Source organism: Acinetobacter sp. Res13-Abat-PEC15-P4-01, from assembly GCF_015676285.1.
Taxonomy (GTDB): domain Bacteria; phylum Pseudomonadota; class Gammaproteobacteria; order Pseudomonadales; family Moraxellaceae; genus Acinetobacter; species Acinetobacter nematophilus.
The window spans coordinates 258,038-281,899 of record NZ_JADAIN010000037.1 but is presented as its reverse complement, the minus strand read 5'-3'; the positions used below and the strand labels follow the sequence as shown (position 1 = coordinate 281,899).

At 37.5% G+C, this 23,862-nt stretch carries 22 protein-coding genes and 1 other RNA gene; 19 read left to right on the top strand and 4 right to left on the bottom strand.

Annotated features, from left to right (window positions below; genetic code table 11):
- Positions 1–260 precede the first annotated feature (260 nt).
- Positions 261–1,403, top strand: a complete 1,143-nt coding sequence (locus IMO47_RS14145) for a GGDEF domain-containing protein (RefSeq protein WP_196074394.1) — start codon at positions 261–263, stop codon at positions 1,401–1,403.
- Here the strand turns inward: IMO47_RS14145 and IMO47_RS14140 are convergent.
- Positions 1,400–2,674 (bottom strand): MFS transporter, encoded by a 1,275-nt coding sequence (locus tag IMO47_RS14140; protein ID WP_196074395.1) that lies wholly within the window; start codon positions 2,672–2,674, stop codon positions 1,400–1,402. The two genes, IMO47_RS14145 and IMO47_RS14140, sit on opposite strands and share 4 nt — an antisense overlap.
- 286 nt (positions 2,675–2,960) lie before the next feature.
- A complete protein-coding gene (locus IMO47_RS14135) occupies positions 2,961–3,164 on the bottom strand; it encodes an amino acid transport protein (RefSeq protein WP_196074396.1) in 204 nt (67 codons plus the stop codon).
- Positions 3,165–3,367: 203 nt separating this feature from the next.
- On the opposite strand from IMO47_RS14135, the gene def reads away from it, so the two are divergent.
- Positions 3,368–3,847: a peptide deformylase gene (def, locus tag IMO47_RS14130; protein WP_196074397.1), complete on the top strand. Its 480-nt coding sequence runs from the start codon at positions 3,368–3,370 to the stop codon at positions 3,845–3,847.
- Positions 3,848–3,912: 65 nt separating this feature from the next.
- Here def and glpK read toward each other — a convergent pair whose 3' ends face one another.
- Positions 3,913–5,394, bottom strand: coding sequence for a glycerol kinase GlpK (glpK, locus tag IMO47_RS14125; protein WP_196074398.1), 1,482 nt, complete (start codon positions 5,392–5,394; stop codon positions 3,913–3,915).
- Positions 5,395–5,524: 130 nt separating this feature from the next.
- Here glpK and ssrA point away from each other — a divergent pair.
- From ssrA to IMO47_RS14095, 6 genes are all read left to right on the top strand, one after another.
- Positions 5,525–5,883: a transfer-messenger RNA gene (ssrA, locus tag IMO47_RS14120) on the top strand.
- A gap of 179 nt (positions 5,884–6,062) precedes the next feature.
- Positions 6,063–7,292, top strand: a complete 1,230-nt coding sequence (locus tag IMO47_RS14115) for a tyrosine-type recombinase/integrase (RefSeq protein WP_196074399.1) — start codon at positions 6,063–6,065, stop codon at positions 7,290–7,292.
- A 63-nt stretch (positions 7,293–7,355) separates the two neighbouring features.
- Complete coding sequence (locus IMO47_RS14110) at positions 7,356–8,132, top strand: hypothetical protein (RefSeq protein ID WP_196074400.1); 777 nt, start codon at positions 7,356–7,358, stop codon at positions 8,130–8,132.
- Between the two features lie 143 nt (positions 8,133–8,275).
- Positions 8,276–8,503, top strand: a complete 228-nt coding sequence (locus IMO47_RS14105; RefSeq protein ID WP_196074401.1) for a transcriptional regulator — start codon at positions 8,276–8,278, stop codon at positions 8,501–8,503.
- 105 nt (positions 8,504–8,608) lie between these two features.
- Entirely contained in the window at positions 8,609–10,831 is a 2,223-nt protein-coding gene (locus IMO47_RS14100; protein ID WP_196074402.1) for a YfjI family protein, read from the top strand.
- A 607-nt stretch (positions 10,832–11,438) separates the two neighbouring features.
- Positions 11,439–11,888 (top strand): hypothetical protein, encoded by a 450-nt coding sequence (locus IMO47_RS14095; protein ID WP_196074403.1) that lies wholly within the window; start codon positions 11,439–11,441, stop codon positions 11,886–11,888.
- A 320-nt stretch (positions 11,889–12,208) separates the two neighbouring features.
- On the opposite strand, the gene IMO47_RS14090 is transcribed toward IMO47_RS14095, so the two are convergent.
- Positions 12,209–13,360, bottom strand: a complete 1,152-nt coding sequence (locus tag IMO47_RS14090) for a site-specific integrase (protein ID WP_196076365.1) — start codon at positions 13,358–13,360, stop codon at positions 12,209–12,211.
- Here IMO47_RS14090 and IMO47_RS19940 point away from each other — a divergent pair.
- The 11 genes from IMO47_RS19940 (at position 13,335) to IMO47_RS14035 (ending at position 23,730) form a co-directional block, all read left to right on the top strand.
- The gene (locus IMO47_RS19940) at positions 13,335–13,922 is read left to right on the top strand and encodes a phage regulatory CII family protein (RefSeq protein ID WP_347339653.1); all 588 of its coding nucleotides are present in this window, start codon (positions 13,335–13,337) and stop codon (positions 13,920–13,922) included. The genes IMO47_RS14090 and IMO47_RS19940 overlap by 26 nt on opposite strands.
- Before the next feature lie 2 nt (positions 13,923–13,924).
- Entirely contained in the window at positions 13,925–14,833 is a 909-nt protein-coding gene (locus tag IMO47_RS14080) for a primase-helicase zinc-binding domain-containing protein (protein WP_151802650.1), read from the top strand.
- A complete protein-coding gene (locus IMO47_RS14075) occupies positions 14,830–16,644 on the top strand; it encodes a DUF5906 domain-containing protein (RefSeq protein ID WP_196076363.1) in 1,815 nt (604 codons plus the stop codon). Before IMO47_RS14080 ends, IMO47_RS14075 begins: the two co-directional genes overlap by 4 nt.
- A 941-nt stretch (positions 16,645–17,585) precedes the next feature.
- Positions 17,586–18,035, top strand: a complete 450-nt coding sequence (locus IMO47_RS14070; protein WP_196076362.1) for a hypothetical protein — start codon at positions 17,586–17,588, stop codon at positions 18,033–18,035.
- The gene (locus tag IMO47_RS14065) at positions 18,036–19,727 is read left to right on the top strand and encodes a terminase large subunit (RefSeq protein ID WP_196076361.1); all 1,692 of its coding nucleotides are present in this window, start codon (positions 18,036–18,038) and stop codon (positions 19,725–19,727) included.
- Positions 19,724–19,906 carry a hypothetical protein gene (locus tag IMO47_RS14060; protein WP_100885483.1) on the top strand — a complete coding sequence of 61 codons (183 nt, stop codon included), beginning with the start codon at positions 19,724–19,726 and terminating at the stop codon, positions 19,904–19,906. Before IMO47_RS14065 ends, IMO47_RS14060 begins: the two co-directional genes overlap by 4 nt.
- Positions 19,907–19,919: 13 nt before the next feature.
- Complete coding sequence (locus tag IMO47_RS14055) at positions 19,920–20,534, top strand: HK97 family phage prohead protease (protein WP_196076360.1); 615 nt, start codon at positions 19,920–19,922, stop codon at positions 20,532–20,534.
- Positions 20,531–21,859, top strand: a complete 1,329-nt coding sequence (locus IMO47_RS14050; protein WP_196076359.1) for a phage major capsid protein — start codon at positions 20,531–20,533, stop codon at positions 21,857–21,859. The genes IMO47_RS14055 and IMO47_RS14050 overlap by 4 nt, the downstream gene beginning before the upstream one ends.
- Before the next feature lie 58 nt (positions 21,860–21,917).
- Positions 21,918–22,190: a hypothetical protein gene (locus IMO47_RS14045; protein ID WP_196076358.1), complete on the top strand. Its 273-nt coding sequence runs from the start codon at positions 21,918–21,920 to the stop codon at positions 22,188–22,190.
- Positions 22,191–23,462: a phage portal protein gene (locus IMO47_RS14040; RefSeq protein WP_100885479.1), complete on the top strand. Its 1,272-nt coding sequence runs from the start codon at positions 22,191–22,193 to the stop codon at positions 23,460–23,462.
- A complete protein-coding gene (locus IMO47_RS14035; protein WP_100885478.1) occupies positions 23,449–23,730 on the top strand; it encodes a head-tail connector protein in 282 nt (93 codons plus the stop codon). Before IMO47_RS14040 ends, IMO47_RS14035 begins: the two co-directional genes overlap by 14 nt.
- Positions 23,731–23,862 lie beyond the last annotated feature (132 nt).

Here is a 23,862-nt window from a genome sequence, read left to right as displayed (position 1 = left end):
ATAAATATTGTGTTAAGTCCACAGAAATAAGCGTGTTTCATTTGTTAATTTTATTTATAAAATAAATAAAATTAACAAATGGAATTATTTAAAAAATTGACTTACTTTGAGTTTTCTTAGTGCTATATTTTAATCATCGAAATGAAAAATAAAAATAGAGAGTAATTCACTATTTTTGATGGGTGAATGGTAATATGAAGCAAAAAAATAGAGAGGTCATACATTCCTCCGCTGAAGTTTTTGTCAATGACAACATGATCATGAATTGGAGTAATTATAAAAAGTGTAGTTTGGTCCTATTACTTGGTGCTATAGATGTTTTTTTGTGGGTCATATGGTGGTATGTCAGCCAAGCGAGCACAGATCTACAGCCTTGGATCAACCAAGCTTTTTACCCAACCTATTTTCGAATGTTGACACTTGCTACAATTGGTTTTTTTGTGCTTATTTTTCTGATTCGATCTTTAAAAAAAATTTCTATTTTTGAAAAACTTATTCCTTATATAACAATTGCATATTTTGGCGCTGTTTTTATTTATGGCGCTTATTGTATAGGTATATTCAGTCCAGCATCAATTGCAGGTTTTGTCAGTCTCATTACCGTTGGCTTGGTATTGTTTGAACGGCAGGTGGTGTATTTCACTGTTGTTCCTATTAGCATTTTTATTCTTATCAGTATTGCACTAACCCTGACAGGTAAAATTGCCTATGCTCCGATTTTCAGTGAAAAATTATTGACTACACCCCTGTATAAGAATGAGTTTTGGGTTTATTCGATGCTGTATTTTTATATTCCTATTTTTTTCGCAAGTTTGGTTTTATTTGAAATTCTTCTCACCCAGTGGCGCAAACGGGAGAAAATGATCGAGCATGTGAGTATTATTGATCCTCTGACCGGTATTTTTAACCGCCGTAAAATCAGTGAGAATATTGAAATGCTTAAACAGCAACGGAGCTCTTTTGCGATTGTGTTGTTAGACCTTGATTATTTTAAAGATATTAATGATAAATATGGGCATGACATTGGCGATATCGTTTTACAGCAAGTTGCCGGTATTTTGACTGAAAATATTCATGAAGAAGATATTGTTGGACGGTTTGGCGGTGAGGAGTTTATCATTCTGACCAGAGGAGGTCAGCTTGTTAAGGCCATTGATATCGCAGAGCGATGCCGTAAAGCAATTGAGAAACAAGTCATTTTATTGGATACACATCGCAAAATCAGCATTACTGCAAGTTTTGGTGTTGCTGCCTCAATCAATCCTTTTGTCATTACCAAAGAAGAAATTATCCGTCAGGCAGATCAGGCATTATATTTAGCAAAAAAGAATGGACGCAATCAAGTCCGTCATTTTCTCGAAATTAAAATTATCCCTTCAATTGAATCCAAGCAAGTGATTTAATGTTTTTCAAATTTTTTCCGGTAGATTAAACTTGTCATCAGGGTGATGCAACACAGGACCAAGATATAGTACATTGCGCCAATATTGCTATATAAACTGAGCCATTGTACCAATGGGAGAGTCAATCCACCGGCGATGGCATAAGCAACATTATAGGAAAAAGAAATTCCTGAAAAACGGATTTGAGCAGGAAACATTTTAACCATGCTATAAGACACTATACCTACCGTACCTGAAAAGAAACCTAGTAACAGATAGAGACTAAAAATAGTAGATGGTGTGCCATACCCTAAACTATTATAAAAAATACCTGAAATAACAGCGACGCAGAGTGAACCCCAGAACATAATATGGCCTGCACCAAAGCGATCAGCCAGCGATCCTGCAATGACACACCCTATCATCTGCATTAAGATTGCAGCACTTTGCATTTGAAATGCATCTGCACGTTGAAAAGCAAATGTCGCTGTAAGTAAATTAGGCATTGCTAAAATCACCACCACGACACACCCGGTTAAAAACCAAGTAAAGAGCATTCCAATCAAAACTGCTGACTTATGAAAGCTTAAGACCTGTTTGACTGGGAGGTCTTTGGAGAGCTGTTTACGTACCTGCATTGCTTTAAACACAGGTGTTTCTTTGAGATAGCTTCTCAGATATAAGGCAACTAATCCAAATATTCCACCCAAAATAAAGGGAATACGCCAAGCCCAACCATGGATTTCTGTTTCACTAAACTTGATGGAAATCAATAAAGACGTCAGTGATCCCAGTAAAATGCCTAAAGATAAGCCTGCTGTCAGTAGACCGTTGGCAAAGCCAATTTTCTTTTCAGAAACGTGTTCTGAAACAAAAGTCCACGCTGCTGGAATTTCTCCACCAATGGCAATACCTTGTACCACGCGCATAAGCAGTAATAATAATGGTGCAGCGAGACCTATTTCAGCATAGGTTGGCATAAGACCAATGACTAAGGTCGGAAGTGCCATCAATAGAATAGAGAGACTAAATAGACGCTTACGACCTACTAGATCACCAAAATGTGCCATGATTATACCGCCCAAAGGACGGAAGAAATATCCAGCTGCAAAAATTCCATAAGTGTTGAGCATGGCCCAAAAAGGACTCAGTGAGTCAGGAAAAAACAGTTCAGCAATGATTTTTGCGTAGAATACATAAATCACAAAATCATAAAATTCGAGTGCACCTCCTAAAGAAGAGAGAGCAAGGGTACGTTTGTCTTCCGGATCAAGATTTATTTTTTCATCCATGTTGTAATATCTAAAAAATAGTCATAACTAAAGGTTTATAATTTTAAAAAACAATTTTTTCCTTGAATAATCAATCTTTATTTTGATCGTGAGAACAAATTGTTATGGGTTATTTAGCATGTATGCTTTAGGTTAAATGAGGATGTATCAAGATGAATCCTCGAGTATTTAGCTGTTGGAGGTTATTCATAAAGCTGACTCTATAATTTATGCATATCATCATGTTAACTACACAGTTCGGAATCAACCATAAACCCGTATGAAAACTCAAAAGAGTAATAAGCTGTTATATACGAAAAAACCATGGAATAAGACAAAGAAGGATTCCCATCGCACTGATCAGCAGATTATTCTCAAAGAAATAGGGAAAAATCATTAAAGCGATGCCACAGATAAATGGCATGGTCATTTTTTGTTTTTTTCCATAAATAAAATAACCTAGTCCAATCGAACTAAAAATCAAACCGAGAAATAAGGCGGTACTATTCATTGATATGATCTCATGATTGAGTGACTGTTATTTACAAGAGTAAGATTAAAAATGAATTAAAAGCCAGTCTAAAACTTCATATATGATGAATGAAAGTTTAGCGAAGCAGATGCATTGCTTGTATGAAATAATGCAATTGTGATTACATGACTGAATGCTAAAATTAAACCACCACAAGGTATGCTAAAAAATCAGAAGAGACTATGAGTATTATTTTACCAATCGCTCAGCGTGGCGAAGATGTTTTAAAATTAATCGCAGCTCCAGTCGCTGATACTGAGTTTTCAACGGCATGGTTGCAAGAGCTTGCCAAAGCACTAGAGGCAACGATGTTGGAACGAAATGGTGTGGGGATTGCAGCACCGCAAGTTTATGTTTCTAAGCGAGTGATTATTGTGGCTTCACGACCAAATCCCCGTTATCCAGATGCGCCCGAAATGGAAGCCATTACGATGGTAAATCCTGAGATTATATCGCAGTCGTCACAAACAGTGTTGGGTGAAGAGGGGTGCTTGAGCGTACCTGATGAACGAGGTCAAGTGTCTCGTGCAGAACAGATTACCGTGCAGTTTTTTAGTTTAAAGGGCGAGAAAGTAATTCAGAGCTTCCACGGTTTTCCTGCTCGAATTGTTCAGCATGAAATTGATCATTTAAATGGTGTGCTTTTCGTCGAACGAATTTAATTTAAAAACTGGACAAAAGTTTACTTTGGGTAAACCGATAGCCCAGTTTTTTTAGGGCGTGTGATTTAATTCGACTTTGCTCTTTGTAAAGCATCATTCCATAAACTTAAATGATACTCACGTTGGTCATTGCTCATTTTCGGTTCAAAAGCTCGATCTAACTGCCAAGATTCTGAAATTTCATTGAGATTATTAAATATATTGCTTTTGAGACCTGCCATAGCTGCTGCACCCCATGCAGTCGATTCCAAAAGCTTTGGACGCAATACTGGTACATTTAAAATATCAGCTTGAAATTGCATCAGCATATCATTTTGACTCGCTCCACCATCCACACGCAGTTCTTTTAAAGGCTGTGAAATATCCGACTGCATTGCGGTTAATGCATCTGAAACTTGAAATGCGATGGATTCCAACGCTGCTCTGGCAATATGTGACTTATTGGTGCCACGTGACATGCCACAGAGTAATGCACGTGCATCACTGTCCCAATGCGGCGCACCCAATCCTGTAAATGCCGGTACAAGTACCACACCATCCGTGGTGTTGACTTGGCACGCTAACTGTTCAACTTCAGCACTGTTTTTGATAATGCCTAAACCGTCTCTTAACCATTGCACGATTGCGCCTGCCATAAATACACTGCCTTCCAATGCATAGCTAGACTGGTTTTGACAGTTCCATGCCAAGGTCGTGAGCAGTTTGTTTTGACTATATTGGATCTCATGTCCTGTATTGAATAGCATAAAACAGCCAGTGCCATAGGTATTTTTTGCCGTACCTGTTTCAAAACAGGATTGCCCAAATAACGCAGATTGCTGATCGCCCAGTACACCACAAATTGGAATTTCGGCACCCAACAAGCCTGTTGCTGTACTGGCAATATAGCAGTCTGATTGAATAATTTGAGGCAGGATACTTTTAGGAATATTGAATAATGCCAAGAGTTCCTCGTCCCATTGCTGAGTTTTTAAATCCATCAACATGGTACGAGACGCATTACTGGCTTCAATTACATGTTCCGAGCCTTGTGTTAGATTCCAGATGAGCCAACTGTCAATCGTTCCAAAGGCAACATGATTTTGCTCAGCCAATTGTCTTAATCCCTCAACATTGTCTAAAAGCCAAACCAGCTTTCCAGCACTGAAATAAGGATCAATTCTTAGTCCTGTCTTTAAATGAATTTTTTCAGATAAATTGTGTTGGCTCAGTTGATTACACCAATCTGTTGCACGTCGATCTTGCCAAACAATGGCTGGGGCAAGTGGCTTTCCATTTCTTTTGTCCCAAACAACAGTGGTTTCACGTTGATTGGTTAAACCAAGGGCTTTGATGTCTTTGGCAAGTAATCGTGCTGAGGCAATTGCTTGTTGAACCACTGCAATCTGCGTGGTCCAAATTTCCATCGCATCTTGTTCAACCCACCCAGATTGAGGCGTTTTGATTTGGATTTCACGTTGTGCTGACGCATATACTTTTCCATGCTCATTAAAGATAATTGCACGGCTAGAGGTCGTTCCTTGATCAAGTGAGAGTAAATAGCTCATCTTTTTTATATTTGTCCCTTGAAAAAAACTGATATTAACGCAATTATAGGACTAGGCACATCATTTAGAATAAATGTCGCGAATTATCTGCTTAATTTACAACATTTATGTTATGATGAGCTTGTTATCTGGGGATGTTATTGGCTTCGACGCCGATGATGAAGCTCATAGATGCATGCCGAGAGCGCATTTTCTCTCGTAAATCAAATTTGCATATTTTAGTCGCAAACGACGAATCTTACGCTCTAGCTGCCTAAGGGCAGTTTGTCCGCTTCACTGAATACTTGTGGTCAGTGAACCCGACCGAAGCGCACGCACACAAGTCCGTATAAAGTCAAGCCTCGGGGCTTTGTACTAAATTTAGAGGATCGCGTTTTGTACCCTGTTCGTCGGGTCACTTAGCGTTAAAATAATTGACGATATCTAAGCATGTAGTATTCTCGAGTGTAGTGTTGGCGGACGCGGGTTCAACTCCCGCCATCTCCACCAAATACCTTCCAAAACATGGCAAAATATGCCAAGTTTTAAAGACAAAAGGCTTGAATCTTAAAGGTTTAAGCCTTTTTTCTTGCCGAAATATAACCAAACATAAAAGCATATAGTATTGCGCTTCATGTATCCCAACGTGTATCCTTGAGAAAAAATTGAATCCGAGGGATACAAGGCTAATGAAAAGAACTGAAATAAAACGCCGTCCTTTATCAGATACGGTACTTGCTAACCTAGAAGCTGAATCAAAAGAGTATCGAGAGCTTGATGGTAATGGTTTATATATTCGAGTAAAAAGTGATGGTAATAAGTCATGGCAACTCAGATATAAAAAGCCTGATGGTAAATGGTCATGGTTAGGGCTAGGCGGTTATCCTGAAATAAGCGGACAGTTAGCACGTAAGAAAGCCAAAGAACTTTTAGATGATGTATCTAGAGGTGAAAACCCTATCATTTCTAAACAAGAGCGCAAACGCCAAGACTTAGAACAAAATAATGCTACTTTTGAATTGTTGGCTCGTGAATGGTTAGACACTAAATTAAAGTCATGGGTAACAGATACCATGACAAGAAATAAAGGTGCATTGGAAAAACATATATTCCCTGTTTTGGGTAAACGCTTATACACCACGATTAAACCTAAAGAGTGGATGGATTTACTCAAAGGGATACAAGAAGAAAAAGGCATTTATGAGCAAGTAAATCGTATGCGGGCAATGTGTCGTGATGTTTATGATTATGCAAAGGTCACAGGTCGTATTGATTACAACCCATTAGAGGGTATTCAGAAATACCTTGAGCAAGGTAAAAAAGCCAATATGGCGCATGTTGATGAAAAGGAATTGCCCGCCCTTTTAAGAGCTATCAATAATTATCCGACTATGGACGTCCGTATGGGCTTACAGTTGCTTGCTATGCTGTTTTGTCGTCCTAGTGAATTACGTGGTGCAAAATGGGATGAGTTTGATTTTGATAACTCAGTTTGGAATATCCCCGAAGAACGTATGAAGAAACGCCGTGAGCATGTTGTCCCTTTACCGACTCAAGCCATAGCAATTTTGCAAGAACTTAAAAGCTACGATACTAATTCTGATTTTTTATTTCCGAGTCGTTCAGATAAGAGCAAACCAAAGTCGGACACAGTTTTTATTATGGCTTTGCGCCGTATGGGTTATGAGGGGCGACAAACTCCACACGGTTTTAGGCACATAGCCAGTACGCTTTTAAATAATCGTGGTTTTGATGAGCGTCATATTGAATCGGCTTTAGCGCATGTAAAGGATGGTGTAGCGGGTGTGTATAACAAGGCTCAATACTTACAAGACCGAGCAAATATGATGCAATGGTATGCGAATCATTTAGAAGAAATAGCAGATCAAAGTATTATTCAATTTAAGAAAGCTAAATGACAAATTATATGCAAGTATAATGAATATTAATTTTTGAACAAAGAAGAACTCTAAGGGGGCATTATGCAAGGTTTAGTAGAAGAAGATTTATTTAAATTGATGGATGATTTTTCAATTAATGATGCTTCCTGCTTAATAGCAGGGATAAGCCCTCATAAATATTATTTTGATGATCAATATGGCGAATGGGGATTTCGAGAAATTAATAACAGTGATCCTGATAATATCCGTGAGGCTGTTGAGCTTGTTAAAAAATCTTTGTGTAATGCTATTAAAAAAGAAAAGTTAAAAGCAACTATAGTTGTGGATAATTACAATACTAAATTGTTAACAAAAAGTGATATGCAGACTGATTGGTTTTTGACTCATGAATTAGATGTGACTAGAACAACGATTGAAAAAACAGATTTAATAGAATGGCTTAGAGATAGAGGCGTATATCCCTTATCTTTTTTCCCTCAAGGAAAAATTGCGGATATTGGTAATCAATCTCATCCTTTATATAGCCCCAAATTGCATGCAGTTGTCAGTGCATGGGAATCATTATTTACAGCAGACATTCAAAGTACAACAACAAAAAAATATCTAACGGATTGGCTATCAACCCATGCTGACAAATTTTCTTTGAATATTAGATCAACAACAAAATTCGAGGAAATGGCTGAAATTGCTAATTTTGATAAAGGGGGGAATACAATTGTTGGAAACCCCCTCCACCATTTTGGAGGTGATGCTTATAAAGTTAAAGAACATACTAATTCAACACAATTAAATAAAAATATTTTAGCTGAAATCCCTGAAACACTAAATGACGCTTTAAGTGTAGACTTACCCTTTTAGTATTTGAATTTATTGAATTTACCTCCCACTTTAAAACTTATTCAAAAAATCCCCTACTATGATTTTATCAATATGGGGATTCTATTTATTACATAAATTCAATGACATATTTAACTTAACTTTTTAACAGAGTAAGCATAAATATGACTATCTATCCTGTACGTATCTCATTTAAAACAACGTGCCAAATCCTTGATGTAAGCCGTGAAACCCTCAACAACATTATTAAATTAGACCCTGACTTCCCCCAAAAGATTAAGGCGGGAACTTCACGCCAGTCGCCAGTCTATTTCGACTATATGCAAATCATCGAATGGCATAAATCAAAAATGCAAAACCTTACTCAAGACTCAAATGAGGTGGACGCATGAAAACTTTTATTAAAGATTTAGTACAAGGTATTGGCTACGGCATAGTTTTTATTATCTTGTGTTCTATTTTAGATTTTGCAATGAATAAAATTTGAGGGGGTATAAATGACTGCATATCAAGAAACCCCAAACCTAGAACAGCCTAATGACATATTAGCAAATTGTATAAGACTTAATCCACAGGACAGCGCATTTATGCGTCACCCTGTCATTGAATCAAATGGTAGCCCTAACCACCCCATCTATATTGATAATGCTGTCATTGATATAGATGGCGTGAAGTATGACAACCCGATGATATTGCCTATCTATAACGGTCAATTGAAATTGATTCAATGTGCTGTATTACAACGGACACAACGAGTTCAAATACTGCCTGATGGACTTGCTTATGGCTTTGCCTACTTTGGCGAACTCAAAAAAGATAAGCCTGTCATTATCTGCTATGAACTCAAGACGTTTTTTAAACTTGCTCAAACACATTACGCCACTGCTTTAGCTGTATTGCCTGATATGTGTAAAACAACGAATACAGCGTTAAAACACGCAGATATAAACACAATTGAAGTGGTCGTAAAACAGTTATGGAATGCAGGCTACAAACAGCTATATATCCCGACTCGACCACAGAATAAACAAATATTGCTCGAAATAGCACGAAGCCAAAAAGCACAGCTTATAGAGCAATATCGAAATGATGGAAGTTTTATGGAAATTACACAAGATGAAACAGTGCAAGAGGTACAAGCGTTTATAGATGATGCAATAAAAGACCTACCAGTATTTCAGGAAGTTTGGAAAGAACCCAAAAAAATAAAGTCTGAATTATTACCAGTGAAGAAAATTACTAAAGATATGCTTCCACTCGATGTATATAACTATTGTGAGGATGAAGCAAAACGAGCAGATAATATGACTTTTGATCTAGTCGCCGTGTGTCTACTTACTTCATTGGGTGCATTGATAGGCGCACGAGTCGCGATTAAGCCTAAACAACTAGATGATTATTCAATCGTGCCTAACCTATGGGGCGGAATAATTGCGCCACCGAGTAGCAAAAAGTCACCCGCTATAAGTGCAGGCACAAGGCATTTAGATCGACTCGTTTTACAAGCTAAAGAACAATTTGAATTTGAGCAAAAGGAAAGCATTGCGAAAGGCATTGTATTTAAATCGACTGAAAAACTACTTAATAAAAGAATAGATAAAGTTGAGGAAGCTCAGGACAAGTTAAAACTTGCTCAGGAAATTGCCGACATGCAAGCGGAAGCAGAAAAACCGCCTGTATTAAAACGCTACTTTACCAATGATTCCACACCCGAAGCATTGGCAGATTTAGAGAGAAGTAATCCAAACGGTATTTTAGTCATCCGTGATGAGCTTATCGGCTTGCTCAGTTCATTAGATCAAAATGATACCGATACAGGACGAGCATTTTATCTTGAGGGATGGAACGGCAATAGTTCATTTCAGTTTGACCGAATTACGAGAGGTTCAGGATTTATACAAAATCATTGTCTTTCAGTATTGGGAGGGATACAACCTGACAAACTAATGAGCTATTTAGAAAAAACCATAAAAGGTATGGGCAATGATGGCTTGTTACAACGCTTTCAGTTGCTTATCTATCCCGACATTGAAAAATGGCAATATGCTGATGTAACGAGCAATAAAGAAGCTAAGGAAGCGGTATTTAATTTGTTTAAACAACTTGATGAACTCAATGAACATGAGCTAACAAAGCTAGGCGCACAACCAAGTGATGAATTTAATACTCGACCTTATTTTCGATTTACAGCACAAGCGCAGCAAGCCTATAAAGCATGGTCGACTCAATTAAATGGCATCACGATTCCCAATGAAGAACACGCAATCATTCAGGAGCATTTATCGAAGTTTGGTAAATTAATGCCCTCATTGGCTTTAATCTTTCATCTTGTGGATTCTGTGCAACTAGGTGAGCGTATAGGCGGAATAAGCCTTAATTGTGTAGAAATGGCAATTAAATGGTGTGATTACCTAGAAAGCCACGCACGGCGCATTTATGGCATGGTTCTACATTCAAGTACATTTAAAGCCCATGCTTTAGCTTTGAAGTTAAAGAGTCTTAAAGAAAGTGATTCATGGCGTATAGATGGTTTTAGTTCAAGAGAAGCCTATCGTAAAAGTTGGAAAGGTTTAACAGAGATAAATGCGATAAATGAAGCCCTTGACGTATTAGTCGATTATGAATGGCTCAATGAATTTGAAATTGAATCAACTACTCGTGGAGGTCGACCTAGTAAGCGGTATTTGATTAACCCTAAAATTTACGATTCCCCCAAATAGCACTGTCAAAACTGACATAACTCAAAAGGTTTTGTCGGTTTTGTCATTTGTGATTCTACGAAAATAATAATTTTCCGACCCCATAAAAAGCATAGTTTTTTCAGCCCCTAAAGGTATTTTATAAATCTAGTTGTAATCTTGTGGTGATTGACTTCCGATAAACCTTGAACTAAGCCAAATAATCGAATTTACGGACACGTTAGATTCCAATAAAATCTTGCCGTAAACATGCCGTTTATTAATTTTCGGCTATCTCTAGATACCGATAAAACCTTACCCTAAACTTACCGTTTCGTTTTATTTTCGGAGTCCTTAAAAAAGAATTTATACACACCTTAAACATTGAGTTTTCCGACACGTTAGATATCAGAAAAATCTTATCTGTTACTAATTTTTAGAGTCCATAAAAAGAGTTTTCGGAGCGTTACGTGAACAGCTTGGTTTATATGTTACTTTTCAAATATTTTTAATTTCCGAATGCCCTAAAGAACCTGTCAAAACCTAACATTTTTTGAGTCCATAAAAAGATGTAAAATTTACAACTTGTAGGTTATGATTTTAATGATTCAAAATTTAAGAGTCTAAAATTAGAAAAATAGGGGAAAAGATGCAGGATTTTTTAGGTCAAGCCGCTGAAAAGAAAAAATTAGCAAAGTTTGCCATACAAGAAAAAAGGTATGATGATGCATGGAAATTTTTACATGAACAAAAAGAATTATATTTAAGACACGCATCTCGATCGGGATTTGACCTAAATTCGACTAGAGTAATTGAGGCTTCAATTCATGAAGATTTAGCAAAAATTTTGAGATTAGAGTCTAAGCATAAACAAGCACTAATCAATTTATCTTATACATATAAAGCTCAATTTACGGCAAACAGACCTATTGCTACTTTAGAAAAAAAATTAAAGTCATATTTTTCGAAAGTTTATGAAAAAGAACGATATGAAAAGTTTAAGTCACTCTTAAATTCACTTAAGGATTCTGATTACATTTCGATTAGAGATTTTATAGAAATTTACTTTCCTCAACTTCCTAACAGTCTTGATGAATAAATTTGAAGTAAAAACCTGATAAAACCTTAGTTTTATTTTTTAAATTTAGTGGCTAAAAGTTATTTTAATTAGAAGATCTAATCGGGGTAAATTATTCCTAGTAAAAGATATCTTGTATCCCTGTGTGTATCCCTTAGATTTAATAATTTTAAAAGACAACTTAAAACAACAACTTATACGCATTGTTCAATTGACGCCATCCCACCAAATTTTTTATTATAAATCAGTCACTTATCATAAGTGGCTTTTTTATTGCCACATTTTTGCCACACTTACCACTTTTTGCGCCACATTCTTATAAATATAAAAAAAGGCACTTATTAAGTGCCTGTATTTAGTTTTGCCATCTCAATCCTGTTTTTATCACCATGAATCCATTTCGCATATCGCTTAATTAGCATTTGCAAGCTATGGCCGAGTTGATCGGCAACAAATACAGGATTAACACCATCCATTAATAACATTGTGGCGTAAGTATGACGTGCGTTGTATGCAGGTCTATGACGAATCATGCATGATTTCATTGCTTCGACTAAGCGATTTCTTGGTGGCTTTTCATTAAAAAAAGGCTCGTTAGTTTCAGGACAAATCATCACATAATCATTGTGAAGCTTTAAACCTTTAATTGCATTTAATGCTTCTTTTGATCTGTCATTTAAGTATACTTCACGTGCAGTATGAGTCTTGGTTACATTTTTTTCATGTCCACGTACACGGCTTTTATTTATACGCATGGTTCCGTTAAACCAATCTATATCTGACCATCTTAATGCAATTAATTCAGAAGGTCGGCAGCCACACCAGAATGCCAGTTCATAATACCAATAATAAAAATGATCTTTATCTTTCAAATTTGTGTTTAACCAATTTAATAACGTATTCATTTCATCACGGCTAAATGGGTCTGGAATATCAATCTGTACTTTTTTATTTTTAATATGTTGTATAGGGTTTTCAGTTATATATCCATTCTCAATAGCTGCATTAAAAACGCCACGAAGAGGAATTAAACAATTATTTAACGTCTTGGTTGTTTTATAATCTGCATCAATAATTAATTCTTTAATATCATTGCTGGTAATACGATGAATTGGCACTAAAGCTAGGTATGGCATCCAGTGTTTCTGTAAAATATTACGATAACCTTTCTTTGTATCAAGATTGCTTTCACATTGTTTTAGATACTTTTGTGCTACTTCTTGAAATAGAACACCATCACTGACGATTACATGTGTTTCATCAATTGTTTGACCTCTTGCCTGAGCAAGGTCATGCTCAGTCAAGATTCCCCATTTTGCCTTATTTTTTAATTCACCTCTAATTTTAGCGGCTGCGCTAATACCTTCCGCACTCGTGGGATGCGGGAGGGTGATGTAGTACCGTTTTTTGTTGTGGGTAAAGTTGATTTCGATTGCGCCATCTCTGATCCGCACGCCCGCAGGTAACGTGTTTCCGCTTGCTCTGTCAACCATTGGTTATAACCTCTTAAAGAATAATAAATATTGCCATCTTGTTTTGACCAAACTAAATCTTCTGGCCATTTCTTTTTTCGATGTGAAAGCTTTTGCTCTTCAATTCCTGTTAACTTCGAAAATTGGCAAGCATCTACCCAATCAATTGGTGTTAATAGCTGAAATATATGGATTCAATTCAATGACATTTAGCAAAGCAGTTGATGTCAATAATGATCAATTTCATTTAAAACCTGAGCAAATTGAAGCGATTGCGTCATATACAAAAGATATTCGCATTTTACAAAGCATGGCTTCGATGTATGAGAATGTTGCAATTTATCAATATCCTAATTATGAAATTATTGGAGACTGTTCATTTCTCGCGAACATTGGCGAAGTCTCGAATAAGGTTGGTGAACTTTTTAATGGTTTAAGTGAGTCGTTAAAAGATCACATAATTACTGAAGTTGAAATGGCAATGATTGAAAAGCATGCTATGGAACTGATCAGTGCAGTGGCAACGTTGAAAAATTTGGCACGTAAGAAATCTGAAAATGATCTCAAACATGAGGATCATTAAATATGGCTTTAACATTTGATCAAGTTCGAGATGCAGCAATTGGGCGTTGGCGTGATTGTATTTTTCCAGCATTTGGAATTGAAGTTCCACGTAATAAAAATACACATGGTCCTTGCCCGATCTGCGGGGGTAAAGATCGTTTTAGGTTTGATGATCAACAGGGAAAAGGAACATGGATTTGTAACCAATGTGGTGCAGGTGATGGGTTTTCTTTAGTAGAAAAATCAAGAGGCTTGAAATATTCAGAAGTTTTAAAAGAAGTTGGAGCTGTATTAGGGCTTTCTGCTGAAAGTAAAGTGACTGAAGAAGATCGAAAAAAATGGCGTGAAAAATCCGAGCGTTTACAACTGGAACAAGCTCAAAAAGAAGAGAAAGAACGTGAAGCGGCAGCCAAGCGTGCAAAACGGACATGGTCATACAAATCTGTAGATCGTGACTGCCCATATTTAGAACGCAAGCAAGTCCTTAATCATGGCTGTAAAGTCAATGGAAAGGGGAATTTGGTTATTCCGCTTTTCGATATAGACGACAAAATTTGGAATATTCAAGAAATCCATGCAGATGGACATAAGCCATATTTACCTGGTGGACGTATTAATGACTGTTTTTTTCTGATTGGTCAAATTACGGCACCAAATCAGATTATTTGTTTTGTTGAGGGTTATGCCACAGGTGCAAGCGTTTTTGAAGCAACAGGACGCGCCACAGTCGTAACATTTCAGTCAAGCAACATCGACAAAGTCGCTAAACAATTCAGAAAGAAATATCCAAATGCTCAGTTTGTATTTTGTGCTGATGACGACAGTCATTCAAATCCTCCAGATGCGGGACTGAAAGCTGCTAATAAAGCTTTGGCTGCGACTGGCGGTATTGTGATTTTACCCAAATTTGAAACAGTGGAGTCAGTATGAGTGACGAAGAAATTATTGAGCAGCCAACAGCAACATCAAAGCCACCATCTGATTTTAATGACTTGCATGTGCTACGCGGGCTTGAAGCGGTGCGCGAGCAGATTGAGAGCGGAATTTTATCTCAACTTTCTGCTTTTGCTGTTTCCCCACACCCCTTAGATTCAGCTGACCAAACTTTGGGGCAATTGTCAGGAAATGATGTAGCTATCGACAAATCCGATAGTGATTTTAAGTTAGATTTTGCACCACCAATGAATGATCCTACTCAGAATAGTCAGCAAACAACAATTGGTGAAGGAGATTTTAGGGTTCTTGACCCAAATAGTCCTGAAGCTAAACTAAAAAATGCATTGGATAGATATGCTGTGATTGCATGTAGTAATGATGCATTTGATTTAAAAACAAATCATAAATTTAAGATTTCTTCTCTTAAACATACATTGAGTAGCATCTTTAAAGTTTGGTATGCCCATGATGACCGCAAAACGCTTGAAAAAGATGAAGTTGAAAAATTATTAATTGAAGATGCTGGGCATGTTGCCCCTAATATGAGTAAAAATTGTATTTTGCTCAAAGGTGAAACATTTTTATATGACAAGTCGTTGAATCGAGTAGTGTCTTGGTCGGCTTCTCAGCTTATGTATCCGAATGAATATAAAAAATGGATTGAAAGTCCGACTCGAAGTGAAATTGATTATGAAAAATTGATCTTTGATCCGACGCGAAAAATTGACATTGACCCAAATTACATCAACACATTTGAGGGGTATGCAGTCAAAGGGTTGCTGGATCAAGACGGGAATCCGTATGAATTTTCAGATGTGCGGTCACGATGTGCAGGAATATTGAAAATGATTTGGTGTTTGTGTAATGGAGATCTTGATATTGAAAAATGGTTAATTCAATGGCTTGCATTTCCGCTTCAAAACGAAGGGCAAAAGGCACATAGTGCGGTACTTATGGCTAGTCATATTCAAGGATCAGGTAAAACGACATTATTTGAAAAGGTCATGGGCGGAATTTATGGAAAATATCATCGGGTGATTACATCGCAAGAGTTAGAGAGTCCACAATTTAATGGGTGGTTAAATAATGCAGCTTTTATTTTTGGTGAAGAAATTGCAACAAACGCGACCAAATACAACGTTACGCCTTATCTAAATGCCTTGATTACGGCTAAAAGTGTAACGATTAATGAGAAGCAACGTCCTCAGAAACAGGTTCCTGCTTATTTTAATATGGCATTTGCTTCAAATGAGAATATCCCTTTTCCTTTACACGGTGAGGCTCGCCGATGGTTTGTGATTGCACCTGCGAATAAATTGGATGAAAAGTTAAGTGAACAAGTATATAGCGAAATAGCGTCAGATGGATTGGATGCATTTTATACATACTTGATGACCTACTCACTAGATGGTTTTAAGCATGATAAGCCACCGATCACAGAAGCAAAAAAGGCGTTAATGAATGCAAGTAAGCGGTCTATCGAAGTTTTTATTGATGAATGGATTGCTGGAGAAACCAAATATAAGTATGTCAATTGCAAGGCAAGGCAGTTATATGACTCATACAAAGAATGGGCATCATCCACATTGGAGCACAAATATTCGTATCGAAAATTTACTGAAGATATGAAGAAAATTGATGGGATAAAATTGCTTGAAAAACAGCGTTGGAGATATGGTCGTGAGGAAGAGCAATCACTAATTGTGTGCGTAAATGAATGCCCTGCTGGTGAAAATGCAATGGACTGGTACGGCATTGGTGTGAATGAATTTGAAAAAGGAGTTCCAAATGTTCTTACCGCATGATAAATTAAACACTGCTGATTTTTTCAGTAAAACAATAGCTTGTACGCTATTAGATGTGAACGATGGGAATGACAAAAATCCTCGTTCACACGTTCGTTCACACGGTAATGCACTGATTAATAATAGTAAAAATGTGCAATGTGAACGAGTGAATAAATTTTCGCGCGCATACGTGAGAATTTATTTTCCTTCCCGCTGTTTTATATCTACTTCTATTTCACCCCTTATTTATGTTTTTTTTCTTCGCGTGCGCGTATATTTTATTATTCACTCATTCACATTTAATAAAATTAAATATAAAAACAATAGCTTACCATGTGAACGACTTTTAAATTTTATTCCCACATTATTCACACGTTCACACGGAGTTTGAATTATGGAAAAGTTTTTACGGTTATTAAATCCAAAAACAATTAATTATGAAGCAGATCGGATTGATGGAGGTGTGCAACAACTAACTGCACAAGATGTATTGCTTGCAATGAGCTAGGGTAGCGAATAGGTCGTATGTTGACAGCTCGGAAAGACGGCATGAATCATGTATATGCGCAACTCATGATCATCATAGCTCGACAGGATGTTGAGAAAAGGTGGGTATAAAATGGATTTAACTTTGGTGACGGCAAGCCATTAACACATAAGTTGGCCATAGTAATGAAACTTCTGATCCCTGTCTGTAATGGCAGGGATTTTTAATTCGTGAAACATTTAATAATATTTATTTTATTAAGATTTTCGTGGAACATTTTAATAAAATAGATATTGCACCAAAATGGTGCATTAAAAAGCTCGGTAGGGGGGTATCAAAAAATTTTTAAGATACTATCAGCGGACACCGCCCCCTCTCTCATTTATAAAAAAAATCTCATTTGAGGAAAAAGTAAATAAACTTTACTGAAAATCAGATAAATATCTTAAATTTTTGACGTTTTGAGGTGAATATGGCTTTAACTGAAAAGATGAAAGCTTTTGCCCAGGCGAAAATGCAGGGCAAGTCAAATAAAGAAGCAGCTGAGTTGGCTGGCTATTCAAAAGGATCGGCGGCTAGTCGTGGAAGTCAATTAGCTGAAAATCCTGACGTAGTTGCATATCTGGCGAGCTTGAATTTAAGGGGGGCTGGGGGAGTGGAGCATATGCCTTTAGGTGAAGCGGCAATACAAGCTGAAACTAAAGACATGGAGAGTGTAAACAGTTCTCTAGAGTATTTGCAATATGTTTATAAAAACCCCCGTATAGACCGTAAAACTAGAATTGAAGCAGCCAAAGCAGCGCTGCCATATGAAACAGGTAAAATTGCAGAAAAAGGCAAGAAAGAGCAAAAGGAAAATGATGCTCAAGAAGCTGCGAAAGCAGGTAAGTTTGCAACATTAGAGAATCAGTTGAGAAATTAAATGACCGCAATGCCTCCAGTTTGGACAACAGCATGCCCAGACTGGGCATTGCGAATTGTTGAAAAGCGTAGTTTGTTGCCATGTGAGCCATTATTTCCTCATGTTGCTGATATTGCTGAACGAATTTTTAAAGATTTAATTCTAGTTGATGTGATGGGTAGCCCAAAAATGGGTGATGTCACATTAGATTGGGTGCTTGGGTTTGTTCGCGTGATTTTTGGCGCTTATGATCCTGTACTTAAAAAGCGTTTGATTCGTGAATTTTTCTTACTCATTTCAAAGAAAAATACGAAATCAACGATTGCGGCAGGCATCATGTTGACGGCTTTGTTGCTGAATTCTCGAAATTCTGCCGAGCTGATTATTATTGCTCCGACAAAGGAAGTTGCAGATAACTCATTTAATCCGATCCGTGACTTCATTCGTGAAGATGAAGAGCTGCGTGGCATGATGAATGTGTCTGAACATACAAAAACGGTCACGCATCTTGGTACTCATGCTGTTCTTAAGGTCGTTGCAGCAGATAGTGATGCATCGGCAGGTAAAAAAGCGTCATGGATTTTGTTTGATGAGGTTTGGATTTTTGGTAAACGACCAAAAGCAGCATCAATGTTTCGTGAAGCAAAAGGTGGTCTAGTTAGTAGACCTGAAGGTTGTGTAATTTATCTTTCAACAATGTCAGATGAACAGCCACAGGGTGTATTTAAACAATTACTAGACTATAGCCGTGATGTGCGAGATGGAACGAAAATTGATCCTACATTCTTGCCATTGTTGTTTGAGTTCCCTAAAGAATATTTAGAAAATGATCTGCATTTGTTGCCTGAGAATTTTTATATTACTAATCCAAATCTAGGGGCTTCTGTTGATCTTGATTATCTAGTAACTGAGTTTCAAAAAGCGGTTGATGCGGGTGAAACTGAAAAGCGCGACTTTCTCGCTAAGCATTTGAATGTAGAAATTGGCATGATGCTCCGTGCTAATCGGTGGTCAGGTGCTGATTTCTGGCAGATGGCAGAATATAAAGATCGGTTAAATATTGAAAAATTAATTGATCTTTGTGACGTCATTGTTGGTGGGTTGGATGGTGGTGGGTTGGATGATTTGTTCGGTATGGCGTTGATCGGACGTGACAAAAAAGATTCATCGATTTGGTATGGCTGGAATCGAGCTTGGGTGCATCCGATTGCTTTAGAGCGACGTAAAGAAATTGCCCCCGCCTTGGAAGATTTTTCACGGCAGGGTGATTTAGTTATCGTCGAGAAAATTGGTGACGACGTTAAACAGGCTGGAGAGATTCTCAAAAAAATATATGATGCTGGGAAGTTTCCTGAAAAGTTTGCTATAGGCTTGGATAAAGAAGGGATGCCATCATTACAAGATGGTTTATTGGAGTCAGGTATTCCTTTTGAATTATTGATTGGTATTCAGCAGGGATGGAAGTTGTCTGCACCAACAATAACGCTTGAGCGGAAAATAGCTGAAGGAAAATTCTTACATGCAGGTCAACCGATGATGAGTTGGGTTGTAGGTAATGTGCGTTGTAAAGTCAGTGGAAATAATTTACTGGTGACAAAGCAAGAAAGTGGTAAAGCTAAAATAGATCCATTTATTGCAAGTTTAAATGCCACGGCTTTGATGTCCTTAAATCCAGAACCGCCTGCGCAAAGTTATGGAGTGTATTTTTTATGACACGAAATGAAAGAATAAAGTTGGAGATGATTCATCTTCGACATGAAATTTCCCATTTGGGAGCCTGTACAACATCAGGCAAAACAGAACAAGAGGTCGCTCACATTGATGAGCGATTTTTTTTGGCTTGTGAAAAGTTGGATTCACTTAAAGCAGGCTTAAAGCGTAGTAAAAATTAGGAGTTATTCATTAATGAATCGTGCATATAGCCTGCTCTCAATTAAGTCACTTGATGAAGAGAATGGGATTGTTTATGGCATTGCAACAACCCCAGTGACTGATCGAGTTGATGACATTGTTGAGCCTCATGGCGCTAAGTTCACATTACCGATTCCATTCCTATGGCAACACAACGATCAAAAACCTGTTGGCAATGTAGTTAAAGCTGATGTTCAGGATGACGGCATTCACGTTGAAATTCAGATGGTAATGGCTGAACAAGTTAAATCTGTTGAGCTTAAAGAACGGCTTCAGTTGGCATGGGACAGCATCAAAACTGGATTAGTTCGTGGTATGTCCATTCGTTTACGAGGCTTAAAAATTGCTGATATTCAACAATCATGGGGTATCCATTTCTTTGAATGGGAATGGCTCGAATTATCAGCTGTGACAATACCAGCAAATCAGGAAGCAACAATTACTGGCATAAAGTCATTCTGCCAAAGTAATCAGCAAAGCCAAACTACGCCCCAGCATGAAGAAAAATCGGTGCCATGTGTAGTGCCTAAATCTGTTCAGCCTGAGTCAAAACACATTGTTGTGAAGTTGGCTGAAAACTCAAACAAAACTGGAGTAATACTCGTATGAAATTAGCTGAACAAATTGCTAAATTAAAAGCCAACATCAAATCACATCAAGATCAGATTGTTGTGAAATCAGGTGCATCAATTTCAAAGGGTGTGACACCTGATGAAGGTGTTGAGGCAGAAATTAAGCAACTTCAAGATGAAATTGATGTGATGAAAAAAAATCTATCGCGTTTAGAAAATATTGAAAAGTCACAAGCGGCTTGGAGTGAAACCACAGTACCTGTTGCAGGACAAAATGGACAAGAAGGTCTTGATTCAAATCAAGGCAAAACAGTTGTAGAAACTGAAAGTAATTTACCTAAAGGTATCGGTTTTGCAATGATGGTCAAATCAATGGCAGTTGCTGCGCACAGTAAGGGTGCTGTGAATGCGATTCAAGTTCTTGATTCTTGGCAAGCTCCAGAAGTCGTTAAAAAAGCAGTAAGTCAAAAAGCATTGATCGGTACAACAACCAATGCAGATTTTGGTGCGGCATTGGTAGATTTTCAAAATCTAACAGGCGAATTTATTGAACTATTACGTGGTCAAACCGCTGTTGATAAGCTTGCGCCTCGTATGCGCGAAGTACCATTTAATGTGAAAATGCCTGCTCAAACGGGAGCTGTGAGTGTTGGTTGGGTAGGGGAAACAAAACGTAAGCCAACAACGAATCCAACATTTGGTTCTGTGAATTTAACAAAATCTAAAGTGGCTGGTATTGTTTTGTTATCAGAAGAGTTAATGCGCTTTTCATCACCAAAAGCAGATCGTATCATTTTGGAAGATTTTGTTAAATCTACAGCAGAATTTATTGATAATGATTTCTTTGATCCAGAAAAAGCTGAGACTGAGGACAGTCCTGCTTCTGTTTTGGCGGGGTCAACTAAAATTGATAGCTCTGGAACAACAGCAGTTGCAATTGAAGCTGACTTAGAAAAAGTAATTAAAGTACTTACAGATAATAATATTCCCCTTGAAGGTGCATATTGGGTAATGTCTGCAAGTCGTGCTGCGAATCTAAGTAACATGCGCGATGCAATCGGGCGTAAGTATTTTGATGGTATGAACCTTAAAGGTGAAAAGGAATTGATGACCTTACCTGTGGAAATTTCAGCAGGTGTAACTGACAAAATCGTTCTAGTTGTACCAGGTGAAATTTTGCTTGCTGATGATGGTGGCATGGATTTTGCCATCAGTACTGAAGCAACCATTAATATGGGGACTGATGCAGCTCCAGATTGGGTTAATTTATTTGAACGTAATCTTATGGCAATTCGCGCTGAACGTTTTATACGTTGGAAGAAACGTCGAGTTCATGCTGCTGCATATTTGCAATTTGCATAAAAATTAACTTTAAAAAAGCCTCTATTTAGAGGCTTTTTGCATTTATAGGAATATTGAAATGCCAAAAGTTAAATATTTAAAAGACTTATGTTCAGGTCGTGCAGGTTCTATACATGATTTGCAGGAATATGAAGCAAATATATTGATTACGCTCGGTGTCGCGAAGCTGTTAAGCGATAAAGTTAAAAAGAATGCTTCAAAACCACCAAATTTACTTAAAAATTTAAATGGTACACCTGTCGTAAATGATTTTGGTGAGCTGGTTGAAGCTGCGGAAAGTGCTGAAAATCCTATTGATAATGGGAAAAAATCTGCACAAAAAGGTGAATAAATGGGATTATTGAGCAAAATATTTCGCAAAAAGTCCATGTCACCTGTAAATGGTGGTGGCTGGCGTAGTGTGTATGAATCATTTATGGGGGCTTGGCAACGAAATATTGAGCTTAAACGAGAAGATTTACTGCTATTTCATGCCGTATTTGCTTGTATTTCTGCCATTTCAAAGGATATTGGTAAACTCCCATTGGAGTTGCGAAAAAAAGAAAATGGGATTTGGGTTAAAACTAAAGATAAGAAATTACCTTTTTTTGAAAAGCCGAACCCATTTCAAACTATGCAGCAATTTATTGAATATTGGATAATTTCAAAGGTTACACGTGGCAATACTTATGTGTTTAAGCGTCGTGATGCATTTGGGAATGTCATTCATTTGGTGGTGTTAAATCCTGATAATGTCAGACCATTGGTCGATGAACAAGGTAATGTATTTTACAGTATTGGTATAGATCGCCTAGCAGGTCAATTGGAAACAGTGATTTTACCTGCTTCAGAAATTATTCACGATCGTGAAAATTGTCTTTACCATCCATTGGTGGGAATTAGTCGAATACAAGCGGCAAGTATGGCTGCGGTTCAAGGTTCTGAAATCCAAAAATATGGTTCTAGTTTCTTTCACAATATGGGGCGTCCGAGTGGGATTTTGGTCGCACCTGGTAAGATCGATCCAGATGAAGCTAAAGATATTCAAGACCGCTGGAACGAAAATTACTCTGGGAATAATGTAGGAAAAACCGCTGTTGTAGGTGGAGATATGAAGTATATCGCCATGTCTATTCCTGCCTCTGATGCTCAGATGATTGAGCAGCATAAGTGGTCTGCTGAAATCTGTTGTTCTGTAATGGGCGTGCCACCATTTAAAGTCCACATTGGGTCTCTGCCTGCAGGAACAAACCCTGAAGATATGGAAAGAATCTATCTTAATAGTTGCCTACAGTCTTTGATTGAATCTGTTGAAAACTGTTTGGATGATAGCTTTGATTTAAAAGCAAAAGGTTATGAAGTTTTTATTGAAGTTTCAGGTTTATTGCGAATGGATTCAATGTCACAAATGAATTTTTATTCTGTTGGCGTTAAGGGTGGCATTATTTCCCCAAATGAGGCTCGTAATCAGTTTAATTATAGTCCTGTTGCTGGTGGTGATTCTGTTTATATGCAACAGCAAAACTTTTCACTCGAAGCATTGTCTAAACGTGATGCTAAGGATGATCCATTTGCTGGAAATTCTGGAAAATCTACGGGGGAAAATAACAATGCTGACAGTTAATGATGTTGCTCGACATTTAAGGTATGACGAAGGTTTTGATCAAGAAGATTTACAAATGCTACTTGATACATCAGAGCAGGCTGTAAAGGATCATGTGAAAACCAAGTTTGATGCTGAAAATAAAGTACAACAGAGAGCAATTCTTTTGTTGTGTGGTTATTACGACAATTACCGTGGTATTGAAAAAGAAATGCCATCCAATGGCAATTTCTTACCTGAGCCAGTATTGGCTTTGCTTAATCCGTATTACACACCTTTGGTGTTGTAATTTACTTATGAGGCATATCAAAAATGACCTGTTTAGGATGTGAGAAAAGACGTGAATGGATCAGCGAACAACTCGAAGCAGCAAAAAAATCTTGGCGAATGCTCGTGCAACGAAACAGTCCTCAAGTTGCTG

What these genes read in the sequence shown, in the direction of transcription:
- IMO47_RS14080 (WP_151802650.1), top strand. Translation starts at nt 13,925, where the DNA reads ATGGCTTTAACATTTGATCAAGTTCGAGATGCAGCAATTGGGCGTTGG.
- IMO47_RS14115 (WP_196074399.1), top strand. Translation starts at nt 6,063, where the DNA reads ATGAAAAGAACTGAAATAAAACGCCGTCCTTTATCAGATACGGTACTT.
- IMO47_RS14070 (WP_196076362.1), top strand. Translation starts at nt 17,586, where the DNA reads ATGGCTTTAACTGAAAAGATGAAAGCTTTTGCCCAGGCGAAAATGCAG.
- IMO47_RS14100 (WP_196074402.1), top strand. Translation starts at nt 8,609, where the DNA reads ATGACTGCATATCAAGAAACCCCAAACCTAGAACAGCCTAATGACATA.
- IMO47_RS14135 (WP_196074396.1), bottom strand. Translation starts at nt 3,164, where the DNA reads ATGAATAGTACCGCCTTATTTCTCGGTTTGATTTTTAGTTCGATTGGA.
- IMO47_RS14105 (WP_196074401.1), top strand. Translation starts at nt 8,276, where the DNA reads ATGACTATCTATCCTGTACGTATCTCATTTAAAACAACGTGCCAAATC.
- IMO47_RS14075 (WP_196076363.1), top strand. Translation starts at nt 14,830, where the DNA reads ATGAGTGACGAAGAAATTATTGAGCAGCCAACAGCAACATCAAAGCCA.
- def (WP_196074397.1), top strand. Translation starts at nt 3,368, where the DNA reads ATGAGTATTATTTTACCAATCGCTCAGCGTGGCGAAGATGTTTTAAAA.
- IMO47_RS14055 (WP_196076360.1), top strand. Translation starts at nt 19,920, where the DNA reads ATGAATCGTGCATATAGCCTGCTCTCAATTAAGTCACTTGATGAAGAG.
- IMO47_RS14050 (WP_196076359.1), top strand. Translation starts at nt 20,531, where the DNA reads ATGAAATTAGCTGAACAAATTGCTAAATTAAAAGCCAACATCAAATCA.
- IMO47_RS14145 (WP_196074394.1), top strand. Translation starts at nt 261, where the DNA reads ATGAATTGGAGTAATTATAAAAAGTGTAGTTTGGTCCTATTACTTGGT.
- glpK (WP_196074398.1), bottom strand. Translation starts at nt 5,394, where the DNA reads ATGAGCTATTTACTCTCACTTGATCAAGGAACGACCTCTAGCCGTGCA.
- IMO47_RS14090 (WP_196076365.1), bottom strand. Translation starts at nt 13,360, where the DNA reads ATGGTTGACAGAGCAAGCGGAAACACGTTACCTGCGGGCGTGCGGATC.
- IMO47_RS14035 (WP_100885478.1), top strand. Translation starts at nt 23,449, where the DNA reads ATGCTGACAGTTAATGATGTTGCTCGACATTTAAGGTATGACGAAGGT.
- IMO47_RS14140 (WP_196074395.1), bottom strand. Translation starts at nt 2,674, where the DNA reads ATGGATGAAAAAATAAATCTTGATCCGGAAGACAAACGTACCCTTGCT.
- IMO47_RS14045 (WP_196076358.1), top strand. Translation starts at nt 21,918, where the DNA reads ATGCCAAAAGTTAAATATTTAAAAGACTTATGTTCAGGTCGTGCAGGT.
- IMO47_RS14065 (WP_196076361.1), top strand. Translation starts at nt 18,036, where the DNA reads ATGACCGCAATGCCTCCAGTTTGGACAACAGCATGCCCAGACTGGGCA.
- IMO47_RS14110 (WP_196074400.1), top strand. Translation starts at nt 7,356, where the DNA reads ATGCAAGGTTTAGTAGAAGAAGATTTATTTAAATTGATGGATGATTTT.
- IMO47_RS14040 (WP_100885479.1), top strand. Translation starts at nt 22,191, where the DNA reads ATGGGATTATTGAGCAAAATATTTCGCAAAAAGTCCATGTCACCTGTA.
- IMO47_RS14060 (WP_100885483.1), top strand. Translation starts at nt 19,724, where the DNA reads ATGACACGAAATGAAAGAATAAAGTTGGAGATGATTCATCTTCGACAT.
- IMO47_RS14095 (WP_196074403.1), top strand. Translation starts at nt 11,439, where the DNA reads ATGCAGGATTTTTTAGGTCAAGCCGCTGAAAAGAAAAAATTAGCAAAG.